Source organism: Streptomyces sp. NPDC006743, assembly GCF_040703815.1.
In the GTDB taxonomy this organism is placed as follows: domain Bacteria; phylum Actinomycetota; class Actinomycetes; order Streptomycetales; family Streptomycetaceae; genus Streptomyces.
Map to the genome: position 1 here is coordinate 120,666 of NZ_JBEYJA010000019.1, position 20,525 is coordinate 141,190.

Consider the following 20,525-nt stretch of genomic DNA (forward strand, 5'->3'; position numbering starts at 1 on the left):
GGTCGGGCATCACAGGTGGGCGCCGTGACTCGGCGCGGGCGCGGGCGCGTGGGCGATGAGGTGGCGTACGAGGGTCAGCAGGGTCTGGACGCCCGAACTGGAGATGCGGGCGTCGCAGGGCACGACGGGGATCTCCGGGGCGAGGTCGAGCGCGGCGCGGACCTCCTGCGGGGCGTAACGGTGGGCGCCGTCGAACTCGTTGACGGCGACGATGAAGGCGAGGCCGCGCCGCTCGAAGAAGTCGACGGCGGCGAAGCACTCCTCCAGGCGGCGGGTGTCGGCGAGGATCACGGCGCCGAGGGCGCCCTCCGACAGCTCGTCCCACATGAACCAGAACCGCTCCTGGCCTGGTGTGCCGAACAGGTACAGCACGTGCCGCGGATCGAGGGTGATGCGTCCGAAGTCCATCGCCACGGTCGTCTCGACCTTGTTCTCGACGCCGTCGAGGCTGTCCGTGTCCGCGCCCGCCGTCGTGAGCAGCTCCTCCGTGCTGAGCGGCGCGATCTCGCTCACGGCGCCGACGAAGGTGGTCTTGCCCACCCCGAACCCGCCCGCCACCAGGATCTTGAGCGCGGTGGGGAAGGGATCGCTGCGGCCCTCGCGGCTGTCGTCGTAGTCAGAGCTGTCGTCGTAGTCCATCGAGCACTGCCTCCAGAAGAGCCCGGTCGGTGGGGTGGTGGTGGGTGACGGGCGGTTTGGTGGTCAGGGCGCCGCAGTCGACCAGGTCGGAGAGCAGCACTTTGGCCACCGCCGCCGGCAGCTTCAGGTGGGCGGCCACCTCGGCCACCGAGACCGGGCACAGGCACAGGTCGAGTGCCTGGCCGTGCTCGGGTCCGAGGTAGCCGAGCGGCGTCACCCCGGTCGCCATCACCTGCGACATGAGGTCGAGCGCGACGGTGGGCCGGGTACGGCCGTTGCTGACCGTGAAGGGGCGCACCAGCCGCCCGGCCGCGTCGTCGAGCCAGGGCCCGTCACCGGCCGTCGCCGCGCTCAAGGCCTCAGCGCCGGGGGTTCGGCGCTGTGCTGGCGGGGCGCGGTCACCAGGTAGGGGCGGACGCTCTTGACCAGCATCGCCATCTCGTATCCGAGCACCGCCGCGTCGGCCTCCCGGCCGGCGAGCACGGCGAGGCAGGTGCCGGAGCCGGCGGTGGTGACGAACAGCAGGGTCGAGTCGAGTTCGACGACGACCTGCCGTACGTCGCCGCCGTCGCCGAAGCGGATGCCGGCGCTGCGGCCGAGGGAGTAGAGGCCGGAGGCCAGCGCGGCCATGTGGTCGGCGCTGTCGGGGTCGAGGCCGTGCACGGACTTGACCAGCCCGTCGCAGGACAGCAGGACCGCGCTGGTCGTGTGCGGTACGCGCTGCACGAGGCCGCTCATCAGCCAGTCGAGGTCGGAAACATGGCCGGTCGGCGCATCGCTCGCCATGGTGGATCGACTCCTTGGGGTACGCAGGTCTGCGGGACCGCTGGGGGCGGGGGTGGCGGTGGGGGTGAGAGGGGAAGCGGTGGGGGGTGCGGGGGTGATCGCGACGGCAGGGGTGGTCATCCGGCGGGTGGGCTCCCGTCGTGGCGCACGGCCGGTGACGCGGGCCGCGGCTGAGCCGGTGACGGCGGGATCGGTGACGCGGCCGGTGACGGGTCCGTGTCCGGGGGCGGCGCGAGGCGCGGGACGGGTGACTCGTCCGGTTCCTCGTCCACGGGCGGCTCCTGCGGTGCGTGCGCGCCCGTCGGCGCGGCCCCGGGCAGATCCGGCGGGGTCCACGGGTCCGGGGAGACCCACGGGTCCGGGGAGGCCGCGGCGGACGGGAGGCCGGGGCCGGCCGGGGAAACCGGGTCCGGCAGGAACGGAGCCCGGCGTTGCTGGGTCTCGGCGAGTCCGATACCGCGCTGGAAGGCGGCCATCAGACCGGGGTCGTGGACCGCGACGTCCTCGCTGTCCTGCCGGGGCGCCGCCGGGCCGCCGCGCAACTGGGGCACGATGTGCTCCTGCGCGCGGCGCCGGGGCAGCTGGGGCGGCCGGTCCATGGTGCCGCGCACCATGCCGTCCCCGCGCGGAACGGGCAGGACCCCCGCGTGTTCGGCGACGGCGGCCCGGTCCTCGGGACGGATGCCGGGCACCGCCTCCGCCGGGTTCGCCCGCCCCTGCCCGGCACCGCGCCGCGGCAGGGGCGCGGGCCCCTCGCCCCCGCCGGACGGGGCGTACGGCCCGTCCGCGCAAGTGCCGTCGGCCCGGGACGGAAGGGCCGAACGCGGGCGACCACCCGGCCCGGGCGGTACGGGGGTCACGGAACCCTCCTGCCCGGACGGTACGGCGGTCAGACCGCTGCCGTCCTGCCCGGAGGGCGCGCGGACCGCGAGGGCGTGGCGTCCGGAAGGCATGGAGGTCCCGCTGCCGTCCTGCCCGGCCGGTACGGAGGGTGCCAAGGCGTCATGGCCGGGCGGCACGACGGCCGGCGCGGCCTCGTGGCCGGAGGGTGCGGGGTACGCGTCGGCGGGAGGCGCGGCGGAGGCGGTCGGGTACGGCGGCGGTACCGGAGCCTGGGGCACCGCGCTCGCCGCGTCCGTTCGCGCCTCGGCGCCCGGTGGCACGTCCGCACCCGACGGCCTTTCGGCACCGGCTCGCGTCTCCGTGTCCCGGGAAAGTGCACCCGGCCGCACCCCGGCCCCGCCGCCCGGAGCGGCGAGTGCCGACCCCGCTGACCCGGCGCCGGCCCCCGCCTCCCCCTCTGCTCCCGCCCCGGTCTCCGCCCCGAGCAGTGCCTGCGGCACCACGAGCACGGCCTGCACACCACCGTAGATGTTCGTCTGCAGCCGGACGGTGATCCCGTGCCGCCGGGCGAGCTGGGACACCACGAACAGCCCGATGCGGCCGTCCGCGAGCAGGCTGGCCACGTTGACCTGGTCCGGGTCGGCCAGCAGGGCGTTCATCCGCACCTGTTCGCCGACCGGCATGCCCAGTCCCCGGTCCTCCACCTCCACGGCGAGCCCGGAGGTCACAAGGCCCGCGCGCAGCAGGACCTGGGTGTGCGGTGCGGAGAACACCGTGGCGTTCTCGACGAGTTCGGCCAGCAGATGGATGACGTCGGCGACGGCGTGACCGCGCAGCCGGCCGTCGATCGGCGGGACGAGCTTGACCCGCGAGTACTGCTCGACCTCGGCGATGGCGGAGCGCAGCACCTCGGTCATGGAGACGGGGTGGCTCCACTGGCGGCGGGACACGGCACCGCCGAGGACGGCCAGGTTCTCGGCGTGGCGGCGGATGCGCGTGGCGAGGTGGTCGACGTGAAAGAGACCCTTGAGCAGCTCAGGGTCCTCGATCTCGTTCTCCAGCTCGTCAAGGATGGAGATCTCACGGTGCACCAGGGACTGAAGGCGCCGGGCGAGGTTGAGGAAGACCTCCAGCTTCTGTTCGCTGCCCGCCTGGCTGGAGAGCTGGGCGGCCCGCACGACGGCGGTGACCGCGCCCTCGTGGGCGCGGGCCAGGTCGGCGGCGAGGAGTTCGAACTCGTCGGCGTCGGCGGGCGGACCGCCGCGCGGTGTGCGCTGCGGCGGGGCCTCACCGTGCCGCAGGGAGTCGACGAGCGCGTGCAGGTCGGCTTCGCGGCGCGCGGTGCCGCGGCGCAGCGCGTCGAGGCGCTCGTGCACGGACCTGGCCGCACGCCCGGCGGCGACGGCGGCGGCCGTGATGCCCGCGAGCGTCACCGCCAGCGCCCCCGCCAGCACCGCCCACAGGGCGGGGCCGGGCCGTGCGCCGGTGGAGCGCACCGTGAAGAGCACGGCCGCGCCCGCGCCGAGTGCCACCGCGACCGGCGGCAGCACCGCGAGGCGCAGCAGTTGGGGCCGTATGCGGGTCTCGGGCAGCGAGGGGACGGGGCGGGCGACCGGCCGCCCGTGCCGTCCGCCCTCACGGCGGTCTGCACGGGCGGCCGGTGCGCGGAGGTGAGACATCTGTTCCTCGTACTGGTCCGTCGGGCCTGGGGGCTCGCGCGGGGGCGCGAGCGGGCATGCGCCATCGCTGTGCCGGTCGGCCAGGCCATGGAGAGCGCCTCTACGTCGTCCGGCGGACACTCACAGTAGTCACCGATGCCTCATGTGCGATGAGCAGTCGGCGAAATCCCCCGGGGAGCGTCCCGCTCTGGTATGAGGCGTCGTACGGAAGACCGAAAACCCGGCGTCGGCGCCCGGCCCTCGACGGCCGGCCCCCAGCGGCCGAGCCTCGACGGCCACCCCTCAGCGGCCGACCCGTGACACCCGCCCGTGGCGCCCTGACCGCAGCACCCGAACCACAACAACCCGGGACCTGGCACCGCCGACCGCAGCACGGCGGGCCATCGCGACCCGACCGCGACACCCGGGACCAGGCACCGCCGCCCGCCGGCCCCCGCCCCGTGGCGGCCCGCCGGCGCCGCGGTGCGGCGGGCGGCAGAGCGCCGGGGGTCCGGCGCCGTGCCCCAAGGGGCCCGCCGTGGTCCAGTCGGCCGCGGCGGGCCCTGTTCAGGCGGAGGACCGCAAACCCGCCGGATTGGTCTAGTCCCATTTTGGTCCAGACCATTGACCCACCCGGTGGGCGGGCGCTATCCCATACGCATCAACTCCTCTCCTCCGTACGGGAATCGGCGAACTCCCCACCTCCTCACACCGGGACTGACATGAGACTCATGCGTTCCTTCCGCGCGGTCCTCACCGCGGCCGTCACCACGGCGGCCTCGGTCGGCCTCGCCCTGACGGGCACCGGCACGGCACAGGCGGCGACACCGCTGCCCGCCCACGTCTTCGCCCCCTACTTCGAGGCCTGGACCGGCGAGAGCCCGGCCGCCCTGGCCGCCCAGTCCGGTGCCAAACACCTGACGATGGCGTTCCTCCAGACCGCCTCCAAGGGCTCCTGCACGCCGTACTGGAACGGCGACAGCGGCATGCCGGTCTCCTCCTCGACCTTCGGCAGCGACATCAAGACGATCCAGGCCAACGGCGGGGACGTCATCCCGTCCTTCGGCGGCTACACGGCCGACACCACGGGCACCGAGATCGCCGACAGCTGCACCGACGTCCAGCAGATCGCCGCCGCGTACGAGAAGGTCATCACGACCTACGACATCTCGCGGCTCGACATGGACATCGAGGCCGACTCCATCGACAACGCCGCCGGCATCGACCGCCGCAACAAGGCGATCAAGCTGGTCCAGGACTGGGCGGCGGCCAACGGGCGCAAGGTGGAGTTCTCCTACACCGTGCCGACCACCACCCACGGCCTGGCCGACAACGGCGTCAAGCTGCTGCAGAACGCGGTGAGCAACGGCACCCGGGTCGACGTCGTCAACCTCATGACGTTCGACTACTACGACAACCAGTCCCACGACATGGCGAAGGACACCCAGACCGCCGCCCAGGGCCTGGTCGACACGCTCGCCCAGCTCTACCCGAACAAGACCTCCGCGCAGCTGTGGAGCATGGTCGGCGTCACCGAGATGCCCGGCGTCGACGACTTCGGGCCGGCCGAGACCTTCAGCCTGGCCAACGCCACGACGGTCTACAACTGGGCCGTCTCCAAGGGCATCAACATGCTGTCCTTCTGGGCGCTCCAGCGGGACAACGGGAGTTGCGCGGGCGGCGCCGCCGCCGACAACTGCTCGGGCATCCAGCAGAACACCTGGGACTTCTCCCACATCTTCGAGCCGTTCACCAGCGGCAGCACCGCCCCGGCCGACGACTTCTCGGTGACGCTCGGCTCGTCCTCCGGGACCGTGACGGCGGGCCAGTCCACCACCGCCACGGTGAAGACGGCCGTGACCAAGGGCAAGGCGCAGACGGTCGGCCTGAGCGTCAGCGGCGCCCCCGCGGGCGTCACCGCCTCGCTCAGCCCGGCCTCGGTCACGGCGGGCGGATCCGCGACGCTGACCCTCGCCACCACCTCGGCCGCGGTCTCGGGCACCTACACCCTCACCGTCACCGGTTCGAGCGCCTCCGGAAGCCACTCGGCGACGTACGCCCTGACCGTCACCGGCGGCAACGGCAACCAGTGCACCGCCGCGCCGTGGTCCAAGTCCGCGGTGTACACCGGTGGCCAGCAGGTGTCGTACAAGGGCCACAACTGGAAGGCCAAGTGGTGGACGACGGGCGAGGAGCCCGGCACCACCGGCGAGTGGGGCGTCTGGCAGGACCTCGGCGCCTGCTGAACCCCGCCCCCGGCCCCGCACATGAGCCGAGTGGCCCGGAGCCCGCCCCGCACAGGCGCGGCCTCCGGGCCACTCGCGTGCGCCCCTGCTCTCGGCAGCGCCGGGCGACCGCGCGATCAGCAGCACCGGTCCCGGGCCGGACGAGTACCGCCGGGCCTGCGCCGGATCAGTACCGCTGGGCCTTCGTCAGGCGAGCCGTCAGCTTCTCCTCCTGCGACCGGCGGCTGAAGGCGATCGGCTGCGCCTTCTTGCCCGGTTCCAGGTCCTGCGCCCCGACGTACCGGGTCTCGGCCACCTTGCCGCCGGCGTCGACGAAGTCGATCTGAACGGCGTACGACGCCTTGCGGTCGGTCTTGTTGGTGATGGTGACCAGGACGGCGAGCACCCCGCCGGTGCGGTCCTTGGGCAGCCCGGTCACACCGACCTCGGAGACGGCGTTGCCCCTGCCGTGCACGCCCTTCAGTTCCTTCTCGGCCGCCGCGGCGGCGCGGGCGGTGTCCGCCGACACCGACGCCTCGAACGCGGAGGCGCGCGCCTTGGCGGAGGACGCCGCCGCCGAGGCCGACGCGCGGGCGGAGGAGACCGCCGCCGACGCGGACGAGGCGAGCGCGGAGGGCAGCGTCCCGGCGGAGAAGGAGGCCGTGTCCGGCGCGCTCGGGGTGCGCCCGGACCCCGAGCCGTTGCCGTTGCCGTTGCCGCCACCGCATCCGGTCAGCGTGCCGGCCGCCAGCGTGCAGGTCAGTACGGCCACCGCCAGGGCGATGGGGCGCGGCCCGGCGAGGCCTGCGCGAGGCGGGAGATGCATGGCCCGTCCTTCGGGTGGGGGGAGTCCTGCCCTCATCGTCGGCGCTGTCCACGCGGCACGCGACCCGGCCGCCGCCGGCCCGGTGACACCGGCACCCCGCACCCCCCGCCCGGGCGGGCTCAGTCCTTGCGGGCCACGATGATGTCCCGGTTGATCGCCTGGTCCACCCGGTGGACGAAGCCCTGGTACGCCTCGGAGTCGCGGACGGTGAACCCGTGGCCGGCGAGGATCCCGGCCAGTTGCTCCCGCCCGGCCACCAGCGTGTTCCAGGAGATGCCGATGGCACCGCCGGGCCGCAGCAGGGGTTCCCACACCGGGACGGCCGCGGCCAGCAGGTCGACGGGACTGCGGGAGAGCCGGCCCGCGTTGCCGCCGCCGTGCGGGCGGCTGCCGTGCTGCACGCCGTACGGGGCGTCGGTGACGATGAGGTCGAACTCGCCGCGGCGGAAGAAGTCGCCGCTTCTGAGCGTGTCCGCGTTGACCACCGTGACGTCGATGGTCCTGCCCTCGCGGTACAGCTCCTTGGACGCCCCGAGGCCGACCTGCAGCCGCCGTCCCAGGGTCGCCTTGTTGCGGCGGACGGTCCCGGTCTCGGCGTGGTGCTTGAGCCTGCTGTTCTTCAGCCAGGTGCGGAAGAACGCCGAGTAGGCGTCGAAGTCCTTGGGGTCGATGTCCAGCCCGCTGGCGTCCATGCCGTACATGACGGCCTGGTTGAGCGTGGTGCCGCGGCCGCACATCGGGTCGAACAGGCGCATCTCGCCGGTCAGCAGCCCGCCCGGCGTGTCCGTGGCCAGCGCGGTCACGTTCACCAGGAGCTTGGTGAAGTCCTCGTTCGTCTTGCCCGCGTACTTCTGGATGGTGAGCAGGTCGCTGCTGAACAGGTCGAGGGGCTTCTTGACGACCGGGCGCAGCACGTCCGGCTGCTCGACCGTGAAGAGGGCGTACAGCGAGGACAGGTTCGACAGCAGGCTGACCGCGGTGTCCGACAGCGGCTCGGCGGTGAAGGTGACGTAGGGCACACCGCCGATCTCGGTGACGGCGACGTCATGGACACCGCCCTCGATCACGGTCTCGCCGAACGCCCGGAGTTCCGCCATGGCCAGGTCGGGCGCGGAGCGGGCGTACACGCGGTTGTGCGAGGGCGAGACGAGAAACCCGTACCTGCTCATGTGCTTTCGGATCCTGCTTTCGAGTGGCTTCCGGCGACGGCCGCGGTGGTACTGACGCCCTGGGTGCGGCCCTGCTCGGAGCCGGTCGGTGACGCACCGACTTTACCCGAGCCGCCCGGGCCGGCGCGGGGCGCCGGCCCGGGCGGACGCGGTCACCCGCGGCGGGCGAAGGCGTGCTCGAAGCGGTGGAAGGCGGTCTCCTGACGCCACTCGAGACGGGCCTTCAGGCTGGAGTCCAGCAGGCGGCGGCAGGCGGCGGCAGGCCGGTCGACGCCCGGCCGGGTGCCGCGGCAGGCGGCCGCGGCCACGTACCCGGAGCGTGTGGGGTTGCCCCGCCACAGGCTCGCGCCGGGTGCGAAGGCGTACTCCAGGGAGGCGCGCGCCAGGTCCTTCAGCTCCGCGTAGCCGAGCGCGTAGGTCCGGGCGGCGTACGCGTACTCGTGGGTGATGTCGATGCGGCTCACACCGGGGTCGTCGGTGGCGAGGACGACCGGTACGCCGTAGCGGCGGTAGGTGCCGAAGGGGTGGTCGGCGCCCTTGACGCCGAGGATCTGGGCGTTGCTGGAGAAGGGCACCTCGACGGCGGTCTCCCGGGCGGCCATGGTGCGGGCGGTGCGCTGCCAGTCGTCCTCGTGGACCAGGTCGACACCGTGGCCGATGCGTTCGGCACCGGCGACGTCCACCGCCTCCTTGATGTGGAACTTCAGGTCCTCGGGCTTGACCAGGCCCGGCCACAGTTCCCCGGCGTGCAGGGTGAGGTGGGCGTGCGGGTAGACGCCGCGCAGGTACTTGAGCATGCGCATCTGCAGGCTGTAGTCGCGCAGGGAGCTGTCCCAGTCCTCGGGCTGGACCAGGTTGACCGCGACGTAGCGGTGGTCGCGCTCGGCCAGGCGCATGCCGAGGGCCATCTGTGTGAAGACCCGCACCGGTGAACTGCCGCGCGAGACCTGGGAGATCCAGCGCACGGTCAGCGCGCAGCCGGGCCGTGCCGCGGTGGTGCCGCAGTGCTCGGTGGTGCGGAACTCGGCGTCGGAGTCGTCGGTCTCCTTGCGCGCCTCGGCCACCAGCCGGTCGAGTCCGCCGCCCGCCGCGAGCTTGCGGTGCAGTGCGGCGAGGTCGTCGTCCCACCCGACCTGGTCGGCCAGCTTCTTCGCGCCGTCCGAGGCGGGGGTGACCATGGTCTCCAGGTAGAACTGGTTCTGTGCGGCCGCGTGGTCGGCGACGTCGGCGAGCAGCTTGCCGCGGTGCCGCCAGGTCACCTCGCCGAACTTGCCGAAGGTGTCGAAGAAGTGGTCGTGGCCGTTGCCGGCGGGCGGGAAGTCCTGCATGGACCAGGCGCGGACGATCGCGTCGCGGAAGGCCCTGTCGGTGCGGGCGTCGGCGGCGGGGCGGGTGCCCGGACCGCAGGGCGGAGCCTTGGCGGTCATGGTCGCGGTCTCCACGCACAGCCCGTCCTCGGCGGCCAGTTCGATGAGGTACTCGGTGGTGACCGCGCCGGAGAGATGGTTGTGCAGGTCGCCGCCCTTGGGCAGGCGCTCGAAGAAGCGGCGCAGAGCCCCGGGGTCGCGCCGGATCGAGCGCAGGTAGGCGTCGGTGGCGGCCTCCGCCGGGGTCGTGGGCGGTCGTACGGCCGCGGTACCGCCGTCGGCGGCCCGGGCGGGCAGCGGGTGAGCGACGGCGGGCGGGGCCGGGGACGCGGCGAGGGTGGACAGCGCCGTGAGGCACACGAGACCTGACGTGACCAGGCTCCTGCGTCGGCGCCCGGACCTGGTGGGTTCGGTATTCACGCCTGCATCATCACGAGCCCGGGCGGCCCCGGTCCGGCGAGCGCGCGGAGATCCACTCGACAGGGTGACGGGACGGCGGGTGCGCGCCCGCCCGCGGCCCGCCCCTTCGGGGGTACGGGTCCTGCCTCCTCTGCGCGCCGTGCCGGAAGGCGGCCGCGACCGCGGTCCCCCGGCGTTGTCAGTGGTGCTCCGTAGAGTGGAACCACCATCCGAACGGACCGGATTCCCTGCCGGGTTGCGCGCGCCCGGCATGCGACGTCCACCGCCGGAGGAGGGCGTTCCGTGCTGTGCGCGGCGACCGTCCGTCAGCGGTTCACGCAGGCGCCCGACGACTTGATCAGGCCGAGACACCAACAGGCATGCCTCCGCCAAGGAGGCCGCTTCCCCGCAGGGCACCGACGCGGCCAGGCGGAGGAGACGAACGGAAGGGGACCGACGCGATGAGCGCAACGGTGAAGGACCGCCTCAAGAAGCACTTCGTGAACCACGTCGCTCTCGTCATCGACAAGTCCGGTTCGATGAGGGGCCATTCGGAGCAGCTCATCCGCGTGGTGGACGAGTTCGTGAAGGGGCTGCAGGAGGAGTCCGACCGGCTCGGCCACGAGACCCGGATCAGTCTCTACGCCTTCGACCACCTGGTGGAGAACCTGGTCTGGGACATGGACGTGAAGCACCTGCCGTCCATGCGCGGCCTGTACACGGTGGAGAACGGCGCGACCGCGCTGATCCAGGCGTCCGTCAAGGCGCTGGACGACCTCGGCCACATATGGGAGGAGTACGGCGAGCACAGCTTCCTCCAGGTCGTCGTCACCGACGGCGAGGAGAACGCGTCCGGCGCGGACACCACCGGCTCGCGCCACGACCACCTTCCCGACGGCCGCGCCGTCCTCGACACCTGGCGCGACCGGATCGCCCAGAAGATGAACAGCCTCCCCGACCACTGGACCTCGGCCATCATGGTGCCGAACTCCCTGGCCAAGCGCACCGCCCAGCAGTACGGCTTCCCGACGGGCAACATCTCGATCTGGGACGCCGACTCGGCCCAGGGCGTCGAGGAGGCGATCGGCACCGTCAAGTCGGCCGCCACGAGGTTCCTGCGCGACCGCGAGCAGGGCGTGCGCGGAACCAGGAACCTCTTCGCGATGGGGCAGGACCTGAGCACGGACGACGTGAAGTCCAGCCTCCAGTCCCTCGACGCCGGCAAGTACGTGCTGATCCCGGTGGACCAGCAGACGTCGATCCGTGACTTCGTCACCAGTGCCGGGCACCCGTACCGGACCGGCTGCGCCTTCTACGAGCTGTCCAAGCGGGAGAAGATCCAGGCCGGCAAGAAGATCGCCGTGGCGGAGAAGGACCCCGCCACCGGCCGGACGACCGGGAAGGTGTTCACCGGCCCCGCGGCCCGGCAGCTCCTCGGCCTGCCGCAGACGGAGGTCACGGTGACCCCCGGGAGCAACGCGGCGTACACCGTGTTCGTCCAGTCGACCTCGGTCAACCGGAAACTGGTCCCCGGGACCAAGCTGCTCGTGCTCCTGTAGGAGGCGCGGACCACTTGGGCGGGGGGTGCCGCCGGCCCGCGGATCCCTGCGGGGGCGCTGTCCGGCCCGGGCCCCCGGCCGGTTTCCTCCTTCTCGCGACGCTTGTCCCAGGTTTCCGCACGACCTTGCGACGGCCCGCGCCCGACGCCGGCGGGCACCGCCCGGGTGCCGCTCACCCCCGGGCGGCTCGGCCCCGGCCGCGGACGACGCCCGGAGAAGGGCGGACGCCGTCACCGGGCCCCGCCCCGGCCGGCGTCACCTCTCGCCCGCGAGGTCCAGGTCGCCCTTGCTCGTCTCCGCGACGCCTCGAGCGATCCGGGGGCGGCGCCACGGGTGCGCGATCGGCTGGGACACCGGCCGCCACCACGCCTCCACCGGGAGTTCCCCCGCCGGCTCGAACGGCTCACCCGGCCGCGGGAAGGCCACCGCCTGGCCCGCCTCCTCGGCCGCGTCCTTCGTCCACTCCCCCGGCTCCGCCCACGGGTGCGGCGCCAGGTTGAAGGTGCCCCAGTGGATCGGCAGCAGCACACCGCCCGGGCCGCCTCCCTGGAGGTCCAGGTGCGCCCGTACCGCTTCCGCGGGGGTCATGTGGATGTCGGGCCAGAACTCCGCGTAGGCGCCGAGCTGGATCATCGTGACGTCGAAGGGGCCGTGGCCGGCGCCGATGTCCTTGAACCCGTCGAAGTAGCCGGTGTCACCGCTGTGGTACACGCGGTGCTCGTCACCCGCGACGGCCCAGGAGGCCCACAGGGTGTGCTGGGTGTTGCGCAGGCCCCGGCCGCAGAAGTGCCGCGCGGGGGTCGCGGTCAGGGTGAGTCCGCCGACCTCGGTCGCCTCGTGCCAGTCGAGTTCGCGCAGGCGGCCGGCCGGGACGCCCCAGTGTTCGAGGTGGGCGCCGACGCCGAGCGGCACGGCGAAGAGGGTGTCCGTGCCCGCCAGCGCCTTGATCGTGGGCATGTCCAGGTGGTCGTAGTGGTCGTGGGAGATGACCACCACGTCGACCCGGCCGAGCGCGGCCAGCGGCAGGGGCACCGGGTGCAGCCGGCGCGGGCCCGCGAAGGGGAACGGGGAGCAGCGCTCGCCCCAGACGGGGTCGAAGAGCACCCGGTGCCCGTCGATCTCCACGAGGACGCTGGAGTGCCCCAGCCACGTCACCCGCAGTCCGGTGGCCGCGGGGCGGGCCAGGTCCGCGTACGTGGTGGCGTGCACCGGGATGCCGCCCCGCGGGGAGCGGCGTACGCGCTGCTCCTTGTCGAAGTAGAGCTTGGCGAAGTCCCACGGCGAGCCCGACGGCCGCGTCCGTGCCTCACCTCCGGGATTCTGGAAGACGCCGTCCTTGAAGTGGGGGGACCGGCGGATCCGCGCCATGCGCGCACCGCCGGGGTCCACACCGAAGGCCTCGGGCCGCAGGGCACGCAGCCCGGAACTCGAGGGACGGAAGCCGGCCACGTTACCTCCAGGTGGGGTCGGTCAGGTTTTCCATTATGGAGGGCCGCCGGGCGGCTCACCGGCCGCCCGGGGGGCGGGACGGGCAGCCGGCCGGGCACACACCTTGCCCGCACGGCAAGAGCCATTAGGGTGACCGCGTGGCGAGAATGCGGTTGAGCGTGGCGGAGCGGCGCGAGGAGTTGCTGCGGGCCGCCATCGGCCAGATCGAGGCACGGGGTGTGGCGGCCGTGCGGATCTCCGACGTGGCCGCGGTGCTCGGCGTGAGCAACGCGCTGGTGCTCTATCACTTCTCCACCAAGGAGAACCTCGTGGCCGCCGCGTTCGCCCGCGCGGCCGAGGACGACCTCGCGCACCTGCGCGCACTGCTCGGCCGGCGCACCACGGCGCTGCGCCGGCTGCGTGCCGCGCTGCGCTGGTACGCGCCCACCGGGAAGGCCAAGGGCTGGCGGCTGTGGGTCGAGGGGTGGGCCGCCGCGCTGCGGGAGCCGGCCCTGCGGAAGGTGGCCCGGGACCTCGACGGGCAGTGGAAGGCGGCCCTCACCGAGGTCGTGGCCCAGGGGGTGGCCGCCGGCGAGTTCCGCTGCCCGGACCCCGACGGCACGGCCCTGCGCCTGACGGCCCTGCTGGACGGCCTCGCCGTCCAGCTGACCTGCTACGGCGGTACGGTCTCCCGCACCCGCGCCCTCAAGTGGGTCGACGAGGCCCTGGCCCGCGAACTGGACGTGGAGCGGCAGGCGTTGACCACCGCGGCACGCTGACCGCCCACCGCACGCCCCGGCCCTGCGGACGCACACCCTGACGCGGCCCGGCAGGCGCACCCCCCTGGAACGGCACCCGCTGAGACGGCCGGCGCGCCCGTCAGGCCACCGACGCGATCCGGGTCCTGATGTCGTCCGGGGACAGGGTGCCCTTGGCCGTCACGTCGTCGCCCGAGGACTGACCGCGCAGCCGGCGGCCGATCCACGGCACCAGGTACTCGCGGGCCCAGTGGACGTCGTCGCGGCGGATGTCCAGGGTGCCGCGTGGCGGCAGCGGCGGCCAGGGCTGCTCCGGGTCGGCCGGGACGTCGACGCCGAGGACCTGGCCGGCCCGCAGCGCGACACGGGTGTGCCCCTCGGGAGACAGGTGCAGCCGGTCGTGGTCCCAGGCCCGGCGGTCCTGCACGGTCTTCAGGGACCACAGGTCGAGCACCGGGCAGCCGTACCGGTCGGCGATGGCCCGCACATGCCCGTTGTACGTCGCGATCTTGCCGCGCAGATGCTTGAGCACGGGCACGCCGCGGGTGTCGAAGCCGGTGGTGACCATCACGGTCCCGGCCGCGGAGGCGAGCCGGGCGACCGCCTTCTCGAACCGCTCGGCCACGTCGTCCGGGTCGGTGCCGGGACGGATGATGTCGTTGCCGCCCGCACAGAAGGAGACCAGGTCGGGGGCCAGCTCGACGGCCCGCGGCACCTGGTCCGCCACGATCTGGTCGAGCAGCTTTCCGCGCACGGCGAGGTTCGTGTACCGGAAGTCGCCCTCGGGTCGCCGGTCGGCGAGCAGGACGGCGAACCGGTCGGCCCAGCCGACGAACGCCCCGTCGGGGCCGGGGTCTCCGACGCCTTCGGTGAAGCTGTCCCCCACCGCCACGTACGACCCGATCACTGATCTGCTGTCACTCTTCGAATCGTCTGCCACGTCGGCCCATGATTCACCTTCCAATGTGACCTACGCGACCGTAGGCAGGGGTTGACGGTCGGTGAGAAAGGCCACTTCAACATCATCTCCCGCACGGGAATAGGGGCGGCGCGGGAAGCGCACGGCGGTCCGCGGGAAGAGAATGGGGTTCGCGGCGGCCGGTGTCGACGGCCCGCCCCGTCCCCGTCGATGACCCGCGTCACCCCGGCCCCGCGCACGATGTTGCCCCGGGCAGCCATGTCGTATCGTCGGGACCGCGCCCGCCGACGAGCCGTGTGGCGGGGCCGAGAGGGAGGAGTCCCCGTGACGCAGCAGGTCCCGTCGACCGAGCCGGAGCTGACCGGAGTGCGCAACTTCCGTGACGTGGGCGGACTGCCGACCGTGGACGGGCGGCGGGTGCGGCACGGGGTGCTGTTCCGCAGCGGGCATCTCGCGCACGCGACCGCCGAGGACACCGCCTTCCTCGCCTCCCTCGGTCTGCACACCGTCTTCGACTTCCGCAACGCGGCCGACAAGAAGCTGGAGGGGCCGGACGTCGAGCTGCCCGGTGTGCGCAACGTGAGCCTGCCGCTGAGCGACCCGGCCGACGGCGCCGAGTTCTGGAAGATGGTCCGCGACGGCGACCTCGACCAGTTGCGGGCGATCCTGGACGACGGCAAGGGCGCGGCCCGGATGACCGCCTCCTACCGCACCCTCGTCACACGGCGCACCGCCGAGCACTCCCAGGTGCTGCACGCGCTCGCCGAGGACAGCCTCCCGGCCCTGATGCACTGCGCCGCGGGAAAGGACCGGGCCGGACTGTCGATCGCCGTGACGCTGCTCGCCCTGGGCGTCGAGCGGGAGGCGATCACCGCTGACTACCTGGAGTCCAACGCCCGCCACCGCCGCTACAAGGTGCACCGCAGCGGCTCGTCCGCCTCGGCCTACTCCCCCGAGGTCATGGAGCTGCTCAGCCCGCTGTTCGAGGCGCGCGCCGAGTACCTGACGGCGGCCCTGGAGACCATCGAGGAGACGTGGGGCGGGGTCGACGCCTACCTGGAGCGGGGGCTGCGGCTGGCCCCCGGGACCAGGCAGCGGCTGCGCGAGCGGCTGCTGGACTGAGGGCTGAGGACAGAACGGGCGCCCGGCCCGCGACGCCCGGCCGACACGCTCGCGGCGTCGCCGCAGCCCCGTCTCCGGTGGCGTGCGGCGGGCCGCGTCACTTGGCGCCGACCTCGAACAGCAACCAGACGAAGGCGGCGAAGAGGTGTCCGACGGCGATGTAGATGATCAGCCGGACCCACAGGGCACGCGGGAACTTCTCCTCCATGTCGGTCATGGCATCTCTCCGGTGTGGGGGCCCAGGCACAGCGCGGCCGTGGGACTCTGCAGCAGGGTGTGGACGAAGAGCAGCTCGAGCCCGTCCGGGTCCTCGGCGGCGATGCGGTGCGGGGTCAGCGAGTCGAAGTGCGCGCTGTCCCCGGGGGCGAGCAGGTGCGTGGTGTCGCCCAGGCGCAGCCGCAGCCGCCCCTTGAGGACGTACAGCCACTCCTCGCCGGGGTGGACCCGTACGATGTCGCCCTGGAAGCCGTGCGGCACCCGCACCCGCAGGGTCTGCATACCGCGCCCGGCGGAACCGGCCTGGTAGTAGGTCCAGCCGCCGGCCCGGGTGGCTTCCATGTCCGCGCCGCGCACGATCGCGTCCCGTTCGGCGACGCTCTCGCCGAGCAGTTCGGAGACGGTCGTACCGTAGATACGGGCGAGTGCCAGCAGCATCGGCAGGGACGGCTGGCGCTGTCCCGTCTCCAGGCGGGACAGGTGCGCGGGCGACAGCCCGGCGGCGCCGGCCGCGGCCTCCAGGGTGAGGGAGGCACGGCGGCGGAGCGCGCGCAGCTGGGGCGCGACGGTGGGCAGGTTCTCGGCCTGTCCCGCCGGTGGCCCGGACTCGGGAGTGCTCATGCCTCCATTCAGCCGCAGGCTTGTCTCTGGGGCAAATTTCTTGCCTCAGAGGCAAACCGCGGCGGGGCGCCGCCGTTCTCCGAAGCGCCTACCGGTTGGCCACCGCCTGCTTGACCAGCGTCTTTCCGAAGTCCCACATGAGTCCGCCGCCGTGCGCGTCGTCCATCACGGCGGTGAAGGCGTCCACGAACCGGTCGACGTCCCGCTCGCCGATGACGAGCGGCGGGATCAGCTTGATCACCTCCAGGTGGTCACCGGAGACCTGGGTGAGGATCCGGTGGCGCTGGAGCAGCGGGACGACCACCATCTGCGCGAACAGGCCCTTGCGGGCCGCCTGGAGCATGGTCCAGCGGCCGCGCAGCTTCAGCGACCTGGGCCTGCCGAACTCGATGCCGATCATCAGGCCCCGGCCGCGGACGTCGGCGAGCAGCTCGTACTTGTCGGTCAGCGCCGCCAGACGGGACCTGAGCAGGTCGCCGGTGGCCCGCGCGTTCGCGACGATCTGCTCATTTTCCATGACGGACAGGACGGCGAGGCCCGCGGCCATGGCCTGGGCGTTGGAGCCGAAGCTCGCCGAGTGCACCAGGACCCGGTCGATGGAGGAGTAGACCTTCTTGAAGATCCAGTCCTTGCCGAGGGTCGCGCTCACCGGGACGTAGCCGCCCGACAGGGCCTTGGCCACGCACACCAGGTCCGGCTCGACGCCGTCCTCGTGCTGGTAGGCGTAGAAGTCGCCGGTGCGGCCGAGGCCGGTCTGCACCTCGTCGGCGATGAGCAGGGCCTTGTGCCGGTGCAGCAGCTCCTGCGCGGCCCGCAGGTATCCGGGCGGTGTCTCGTGCACGCCCTTGCCCTGGATCGGCTCCACGATCAGGGCGGCCACGTCGCCCTTCTTCAGCTCGCGGGCGAGCGCGTCCAGGTCGCCGAGCGGGATGGCGGTGTCTGGCAGCAGCGGGGCGAAGCCGTCCCGGAAGCCCTCCTCGCCGTTCACGGACAGCGAGCCGGTGGTCAGGCCGTGGAAGGCGTGCTCGCAGTGCAGGATGCGCGGTTTGCCGGTGGCGCGGCGGGCGAACTTGAGCGCGGTCTCCACCGCCTCGGTGCCGCTGTTGCCGAAGAACACCCGGTCCAGGTGCGGGCTGTGCGTGAGCAGCCGCTCCGCCAGCAGGCCGGGCAGCGGCTGGCAGTCGAAGCGGGTGAGGTCGGCGAGCTGGGCGTCGAGCACGTCGTGCAGGGCCTTGCGGACGACGGGGTGGTGCCGGCCGAGGCCCATCACCCCGAACCCGGCGAGCATGTCCAGGTAGTCGTTGCCGTCGGCGTCCCAGAAGTGCGCGCCCTCGGCCCGTTCGTAGACCTTGTCGAAGCCGATGGTGTGCAGCATGCGCGGCAGCTGGTGGTTCAGGTGCTTGCTGTGCAGCTCGTAGCGCTCGGCGCCGCGCTCGGCCAGGAGGGCGCCGAGGTCGAACTCCGTGGTCATTCAGTTTTCTCCTTGACTGCCATGACGTCCCCGGCCGCGTCGGCGGCCTCGCCGGCCGCGGCGGTTTGCTGCGCCGGTACGGTCCCGGCCGACGCCGGTACGGTCCCGCTTCCGGGCGGTACGGTCCCGGTCTGTTCCCGTGCGGCCAGGGAGGCGCTGATCCGTCCGGCGATCTCGACCGGGGTGAGACCGATGTCGGCCAGCACCTCCGCGCGCTTGGCGTGCGCGAGGAACTGCTCCGGGATGCCGAACCGCCGTACCGGTACGTCCACTTCGGCGTCGCCCAGGGCCAGCGCCACCGCGGAGCCGACGCCGGCGGCGCGGCTGTTGTCCTCGACCACGGCCACCAGCCGGTGCGCGGCGGCCAGGCGGGGCAGCGCCGGGTCGACGGGCTTGACCCAGCGGGGGTCGACGACCGTGCAGCCGATGCCGCGCGCCCGGAGCAGTTCGGCGGCCCGCAGGCACACCGGCGCCATCACGCCGACGGCCACCAGCAGCACCTCGGGCCGCTCCGCCCGGTGCAGCACGTCCATGCCGCCCACCCGGTCGACGGCCGGGATCGCGGGGCCGGCCGACTCCTTCGGGAAGCGCACCAGCGTCGGCGCGTCGTCCACGGCGACCGCCTCACGCAACTGGGCGCGCAACTGGTCGGCGTCGCGCGGCGCGGCGATCCTCAGCCCGGGCACGACCTGGAGGACGGACAGGTCCCACATGCCGTTGTGGGAGGCACCGTCGACACCGGTCACCCCGGCGCGGTCCAGGACGAAGGTGACGCCGCAGCGGTGCAGGGCCACGTCCATGAGCAACTGGTCGAACGCGCGGTTGAGGAAGGTGGCGTAGACGGCGACGACGGGGTGCAGGCCGCCGGTGGCCAGGCCGGCCGCCGAGACCGCGGCGTGCTGCTCGGCGATGCCGACGTCCCACACCCGGTGGGGGAACCGCTCGGCGAACTTGCCGAGGCCCACCGGGTGCAGCATGGCCGCCGTGACGGCCACGACGTCCTCGCGTTCCTCACCGATCCGCACGATCTCGTCGCCGAACACGGACGTCCAGGACGGGCCGCCGGACGGGGTGAGGGGGGCGCAGGTGAGCGGGTCCATCGCGCCGACGGTGTGGAAGTGGTCCTCCTCGTCGGCGAGGGCCGGCTCGTAGCCGCGGCCCTTCTCGGTGAGGCAGTGCACGAGGACCGGCCCGTGGAAGCGTTTGGCGCGGCGCAGCGCCGACTCCAGGGCGCGCAGGTCGTGGCCGTCGATCGGGCCGAGGTACTTCAGGCCCAGGTCCTCGAACATGCCCTGCGGGGCGAAGGCGTCCTTGAAGCCCTTCTTCGCGCCGTGCAGCGACTCGTAGAGGGTGCCGCCGACGACGGGTGTGCGCTGGAGCACGTCCTTGCCCCAGGCCAGGACCTTCTCGTAGCCGTCGGTGGTGCGCAGGGCGGCCAGGTGGTTGGCGAGGCCGCCGATGGTCGGCGCGTAGGAGCGCTCGTTGTCGTTGACGACGATGATCAGCGGCCGGTCGCGGGCGGCGGCGATGTTGTTGAGCGCCTCCCAGGCCATGCCGCCGGTCAGCGCGCCGTCTCCGATGACGGCGACGACATGCCCCTCGCCGCCGCGTACCTGCCGCGCCTTGGCGAGCCCGTCGGCCCAGCCGAGCGCGGTGGAGGCGTGGCTGTTCTCGATGACGTCGTGCTCGGACTCCTCGCGGGAGGGGTACCCGGACAGGCCGCCCTTGCTCCGCAGCTTGGAGAAGTCCTGACGTCCCGTCAGCATCTTGTGGACGTAGCTCTGGTGGCCGGTGTCCCACAGGATGCGGTCCACCGGTGAATCGAAGACCCGGTGCAGGGCGACGGTGAGTTCCACCACCCCCAGGTTGGGCCCGAGATGACCGCCGGTCCTGGCCACCGCCTGCACCAGGAAGTCACGTATCTCCTCGGACAGTTCGCCGAGTTCCGCCTCGGACAGCGCCTTCAGGTCGCGTGGTCCCCGGATGTTCTCCAGAATGGTCACGCTGGGCCCCCTCTCGGTCCGTGCCGTACGTCAACTCACCGTCACGGTCGGTGTTCCCGTGGCGGTGGGGGCGTCTGCCGCGACGCCGTCCTCCTCCATCCGCTCGGCGAGCTTCATCGCCTCTTCGATCAGGGTCTCCACGATCTTCGACTCGGGCACCGTCTTGATGACCTCGCCCTTGACGAAGATCTGCCCCTTGCCGTTGCCCGACGCCACACCCAGGTCCGCCTCACGGGCCTCACCGGGACCGTTGACCACACACCCCATCACAGCCACCCGCAGCGGCACCTCCATACCCGTCAGCCCCGCCGTGACCTCCTCCGCCAGCTTGTACACATCCACCTGCGCACGCCCGCACGACGGACACGAGACGATCTCCAGACCCCGCTGCCGCAGCCCCAGCGACTGAAGGATCTGCAGACCGACCTTGACCTCCTCCACCGGCGGCGCCGACAACGACACCCGGATCGTGTCCCCGATCCCCTGGGACAGCAGCGCACCGAACGCCACCGCCGA

18 protein-coding genes are annotated in these 20,525 nt (G+C 72.8%); 4 read left to right on the forward strand and 14 right to left on the reverse strand.

The features are described 5' to 3' along the window. Positions 1-9: 9 nt before the first annotated feature. From ABZ719_RS18190 to ABZ719_RS18205, 4 genes are all read right to left on the reverse strand, one after another. Entirely contained in the window at positions 10-639 is a 630-nt protein-coding gene (locus ABZ719_RS18190; protein WP_366726175.1) for an ATP/GTP-binding protein, read from the reverse strand. Further along, a complete protein-coding gene (locus ABZ719_RS18195; RefSeq protein WP_366726176.1) occupies positions 617-994 on the reverse strand; it encodes a DUF742 domain-containing protein in 378 nt (125 codons plus the stop codon). Before ABZ719_RS18195 ends, ABZ719_RS18190 begins: the two co-directional genes overlap by 23 nt. Next, a complete protein-coding gene (locus ABZ719_RS18200) occupies positions 991-1,425 on the reverse strand; it encodes a roadblock/LC7 domain-containing protein (protein ID WP_037864036.1) in 435 nt (144 codons plus the stop codon). The genes ABZ719_RS18195 and ABZ719_RS18200 overlap by 4 nt, the downstream gene beginning before the upstream one ends. Before the next feature lie 116 nt (positions 1,426-1,541). Further along, positions 1,542-3,947 carry an ATP-binding protein gene (locus ABZ719_RS18205; RefSeq protein WP_366726177.1) on the reverse strand — a complete coding sequence of 802 codons (2,406 nt, stop codon included), beginning with the start codon at positions 3,945-3,947 and terminating at the stop codon, positions 1,542-1,544. Positions 3,948-4,648: 701 nt separating this feature from the next. Here ABZ719_RS18205 and ABZ719_RS18210 point away from each other — a divergent pair. After that, positions 4,649-6,172, forward strand: a complete 1,524-nt coding sequence (locus tag ABZ719_RS18210) for a chitinase (RefSeq protein WP_366726178.1) — start codon at positions 4,649-4,651, stop codon at positions 6,170-6,172. A 166-nt stretch (positions 6,173-6,338) separates the two neighbouring features. Here the strand turns inward: ABZ719_RS18210 and ABZ719_RS18215 are convergent, their stop codons facing one another. The 3 genes from ABZ719_RS18215 to ABZ719_RS18225 all read right to left on the reverse strand — a co-directional run bounded on the left by ABZ719_RS18215 (position 6,339) and on the right by ABZ719_RS18225 (position 9,933). Beyond that, the gene (locus ABZ719_RS18215) at positions 6,339-6,977 is read right to left on the reverse strand and encodes a hypothetical protein (RefSeq protein WP_366726179.1); all 639 of its coding nucleotides are present in this window, start codon (positions 6,975-6,977) and stop codon (positions 6,339-6,341) included. Between the two features lie 119 nt (positions 6,978-7,096). Continuing rightward, positions 7,097-8,146, reverse strand: a complete 1,050-nt coding sequence (locus ABZ719_RS18220; protein WP_366726180.1) for an SAM-dependent methyltransferase — start codon at positions 8,144-8,146, stop codon at positions 7,097-7,099. A 152-nt stretch (positions 8,147-8,298) separates the two neighbouring features. Beyond that, positions 8,299-9,933, reverse strand: coding sequence for an adenosine deaminase (locus tag ABZ719_RS18225; RefSeq protein ID WP_366726181.1), 1,635 nt, complete (start codon positions 9,931-9,933; stop codon positions 8,299-8,301). A 440-nt stretch (positions 9,934-10,373) separates the two neighbouring features. Between ABZ719_RS18225 and ABZ719_RS18230 the strand changes: the two genes are divergently transcribed. Beyond that, on the forward strand, positions 10,374-11,471 hold the full coding sequence (locus tag ABZ719_RS18230; protein ID WP_366726182.1) for a vWA domain-containing protein: 1,098 nt from the start codon (positions 10,374-10,376) through the stop codon (positions 11,469-11,471). Positions 11,472-11,726: 255 nt separating this feature from the next. On the opposite strand, the gene ABZ719_RS18235 is transcribed toward ABZ719_RS18230, so the two are convergent. After that, entirely contained in the window at positions 11,727-12,920 is a 1,194-nt protein-coding gene (locus ABZ719_RS18235) for an MBL fold metallo-hydrolase (protein WP_366726183.1), read from the reverse strand. 146 nt (positions 12,921-13,066) lie between these two features. Between ABZ719_RS18235 and ABZ719_RS18240 the strand changes: the two genes are divergently transcribed. Then, positions 13,067-13,678 (forward strand): TetR family transcriptional regulator C-terminal domain-containing protein, encoded by a 612-nt coding sequence (locus ABZ719_RS18240; protein WP_366726195.1) that lies wholly within the window; start codon positions 13,067-13,069, stop codon positions 13,676-13,678. Between the two features lie 100 nt (positions 13,679-13,778). Here the strand turns inward: ABZ719_RS18240 and ABZ719_RS18245 are convergent, their stop codons facing one another. Further along, a complete protein-coding gene (locus ABZ719_RS18245; RefSeq protein WP_037864073.1) occupies positions 13,779-14,564 on the reverse strand; it encodes an SGNH/GDSL hydrolase family protein in 786 nt (261 codons plus the stop codon). A gap of 336 nt (positions 14,565-14,900) precedes the next feature. On the opposite strand from ABZ719_RS18245, the gene ABZ719_RS18250 reads away from it, so the two are divergent. Continuing rightward, on the forward strand, positions 14,901-15,698 hold the full coding sequence (locus tag ABZ719_RS18250; RefSeq protein WP_366726184.1) for a tyrosine-protein phosphatase: 798 nt from the start codon (positions 14,901-14,903) through the stop codon (positions 15,696-15,698). A 97-nt stretch (positions 15,699-15,795) separates the two neighbouring features. Here the strand turns inward: ABZ719_RS18250 and ABZ719_RS18255 are convergent, their stop codons facing one another. The 5 genes from ABZ719_RS18255 to ABZ719_RS18275 form a co-directional block, all read right to left on the reverse strand. After that, positions 15,796-15,915: a DUF6126 family protein gene (locus ABZ719_RS18255; protein ID WP_037864074.1), complete on the reverse strand. Its 120-nt coding sequence runs from the start codon at positions 15,913-15,915 to the stop codon at positions 15,796-15,798. Beyond that, positions 15,912-16,535, reverse strand: coding sequence for an XRE family transcriptional regulator (locus tag ABZ719_RS18260; RefSeq protein ID WP_366726185.1), 624 nt, complete (start codon positions 16,533-16,535; stop codon positions 15,912-15,914). Before ABZ719_RS18260 ends, ABZ719_RS18255 begins: the two co-directional genes overlap by 4 nt. Positions 16,536-16,623: 88 nt before the next feature. Then, positions 16,624-18,006, reverse strand: coding sequence for an aspartate aminotransferase family protein (locus ABZ719_RS18265; protein ID WP_366726186.1), 1,383 nt, complete (start codon positions 18,004-18,006; stop codon positions 16,624-16,626). Continuing rightward, positions 18,003-20,009, reverse strand: a complete 2,007-nt coding sequence (dxs, locus tag ABZ719_RS18270; RefSeq protein WP_366726187.1) for a 1-deoxy-D-xylulose-5-phosphate synthase — start codon at positions 20,007-20,009, stop codon at positions 18,003-18,005. Before dxs ends, ABZ719_RS18265 begins: the two co-directional genes overlap by 4 nt. 30 nt (positions 20,010-20,039) lie before the next feature. Continuing rightward, positions 20,040-20,525, reverse strand: a 486-nt coding sequence (locus ABZ719_RS18275) for a flavodoxin-dependent (E)-4-hydroxy-3-methylbut-2-enyl-diphosphate synthase (RefSeq protein WP_366726188.1), incomplete at its 5' end; no start/stop codon positions are given.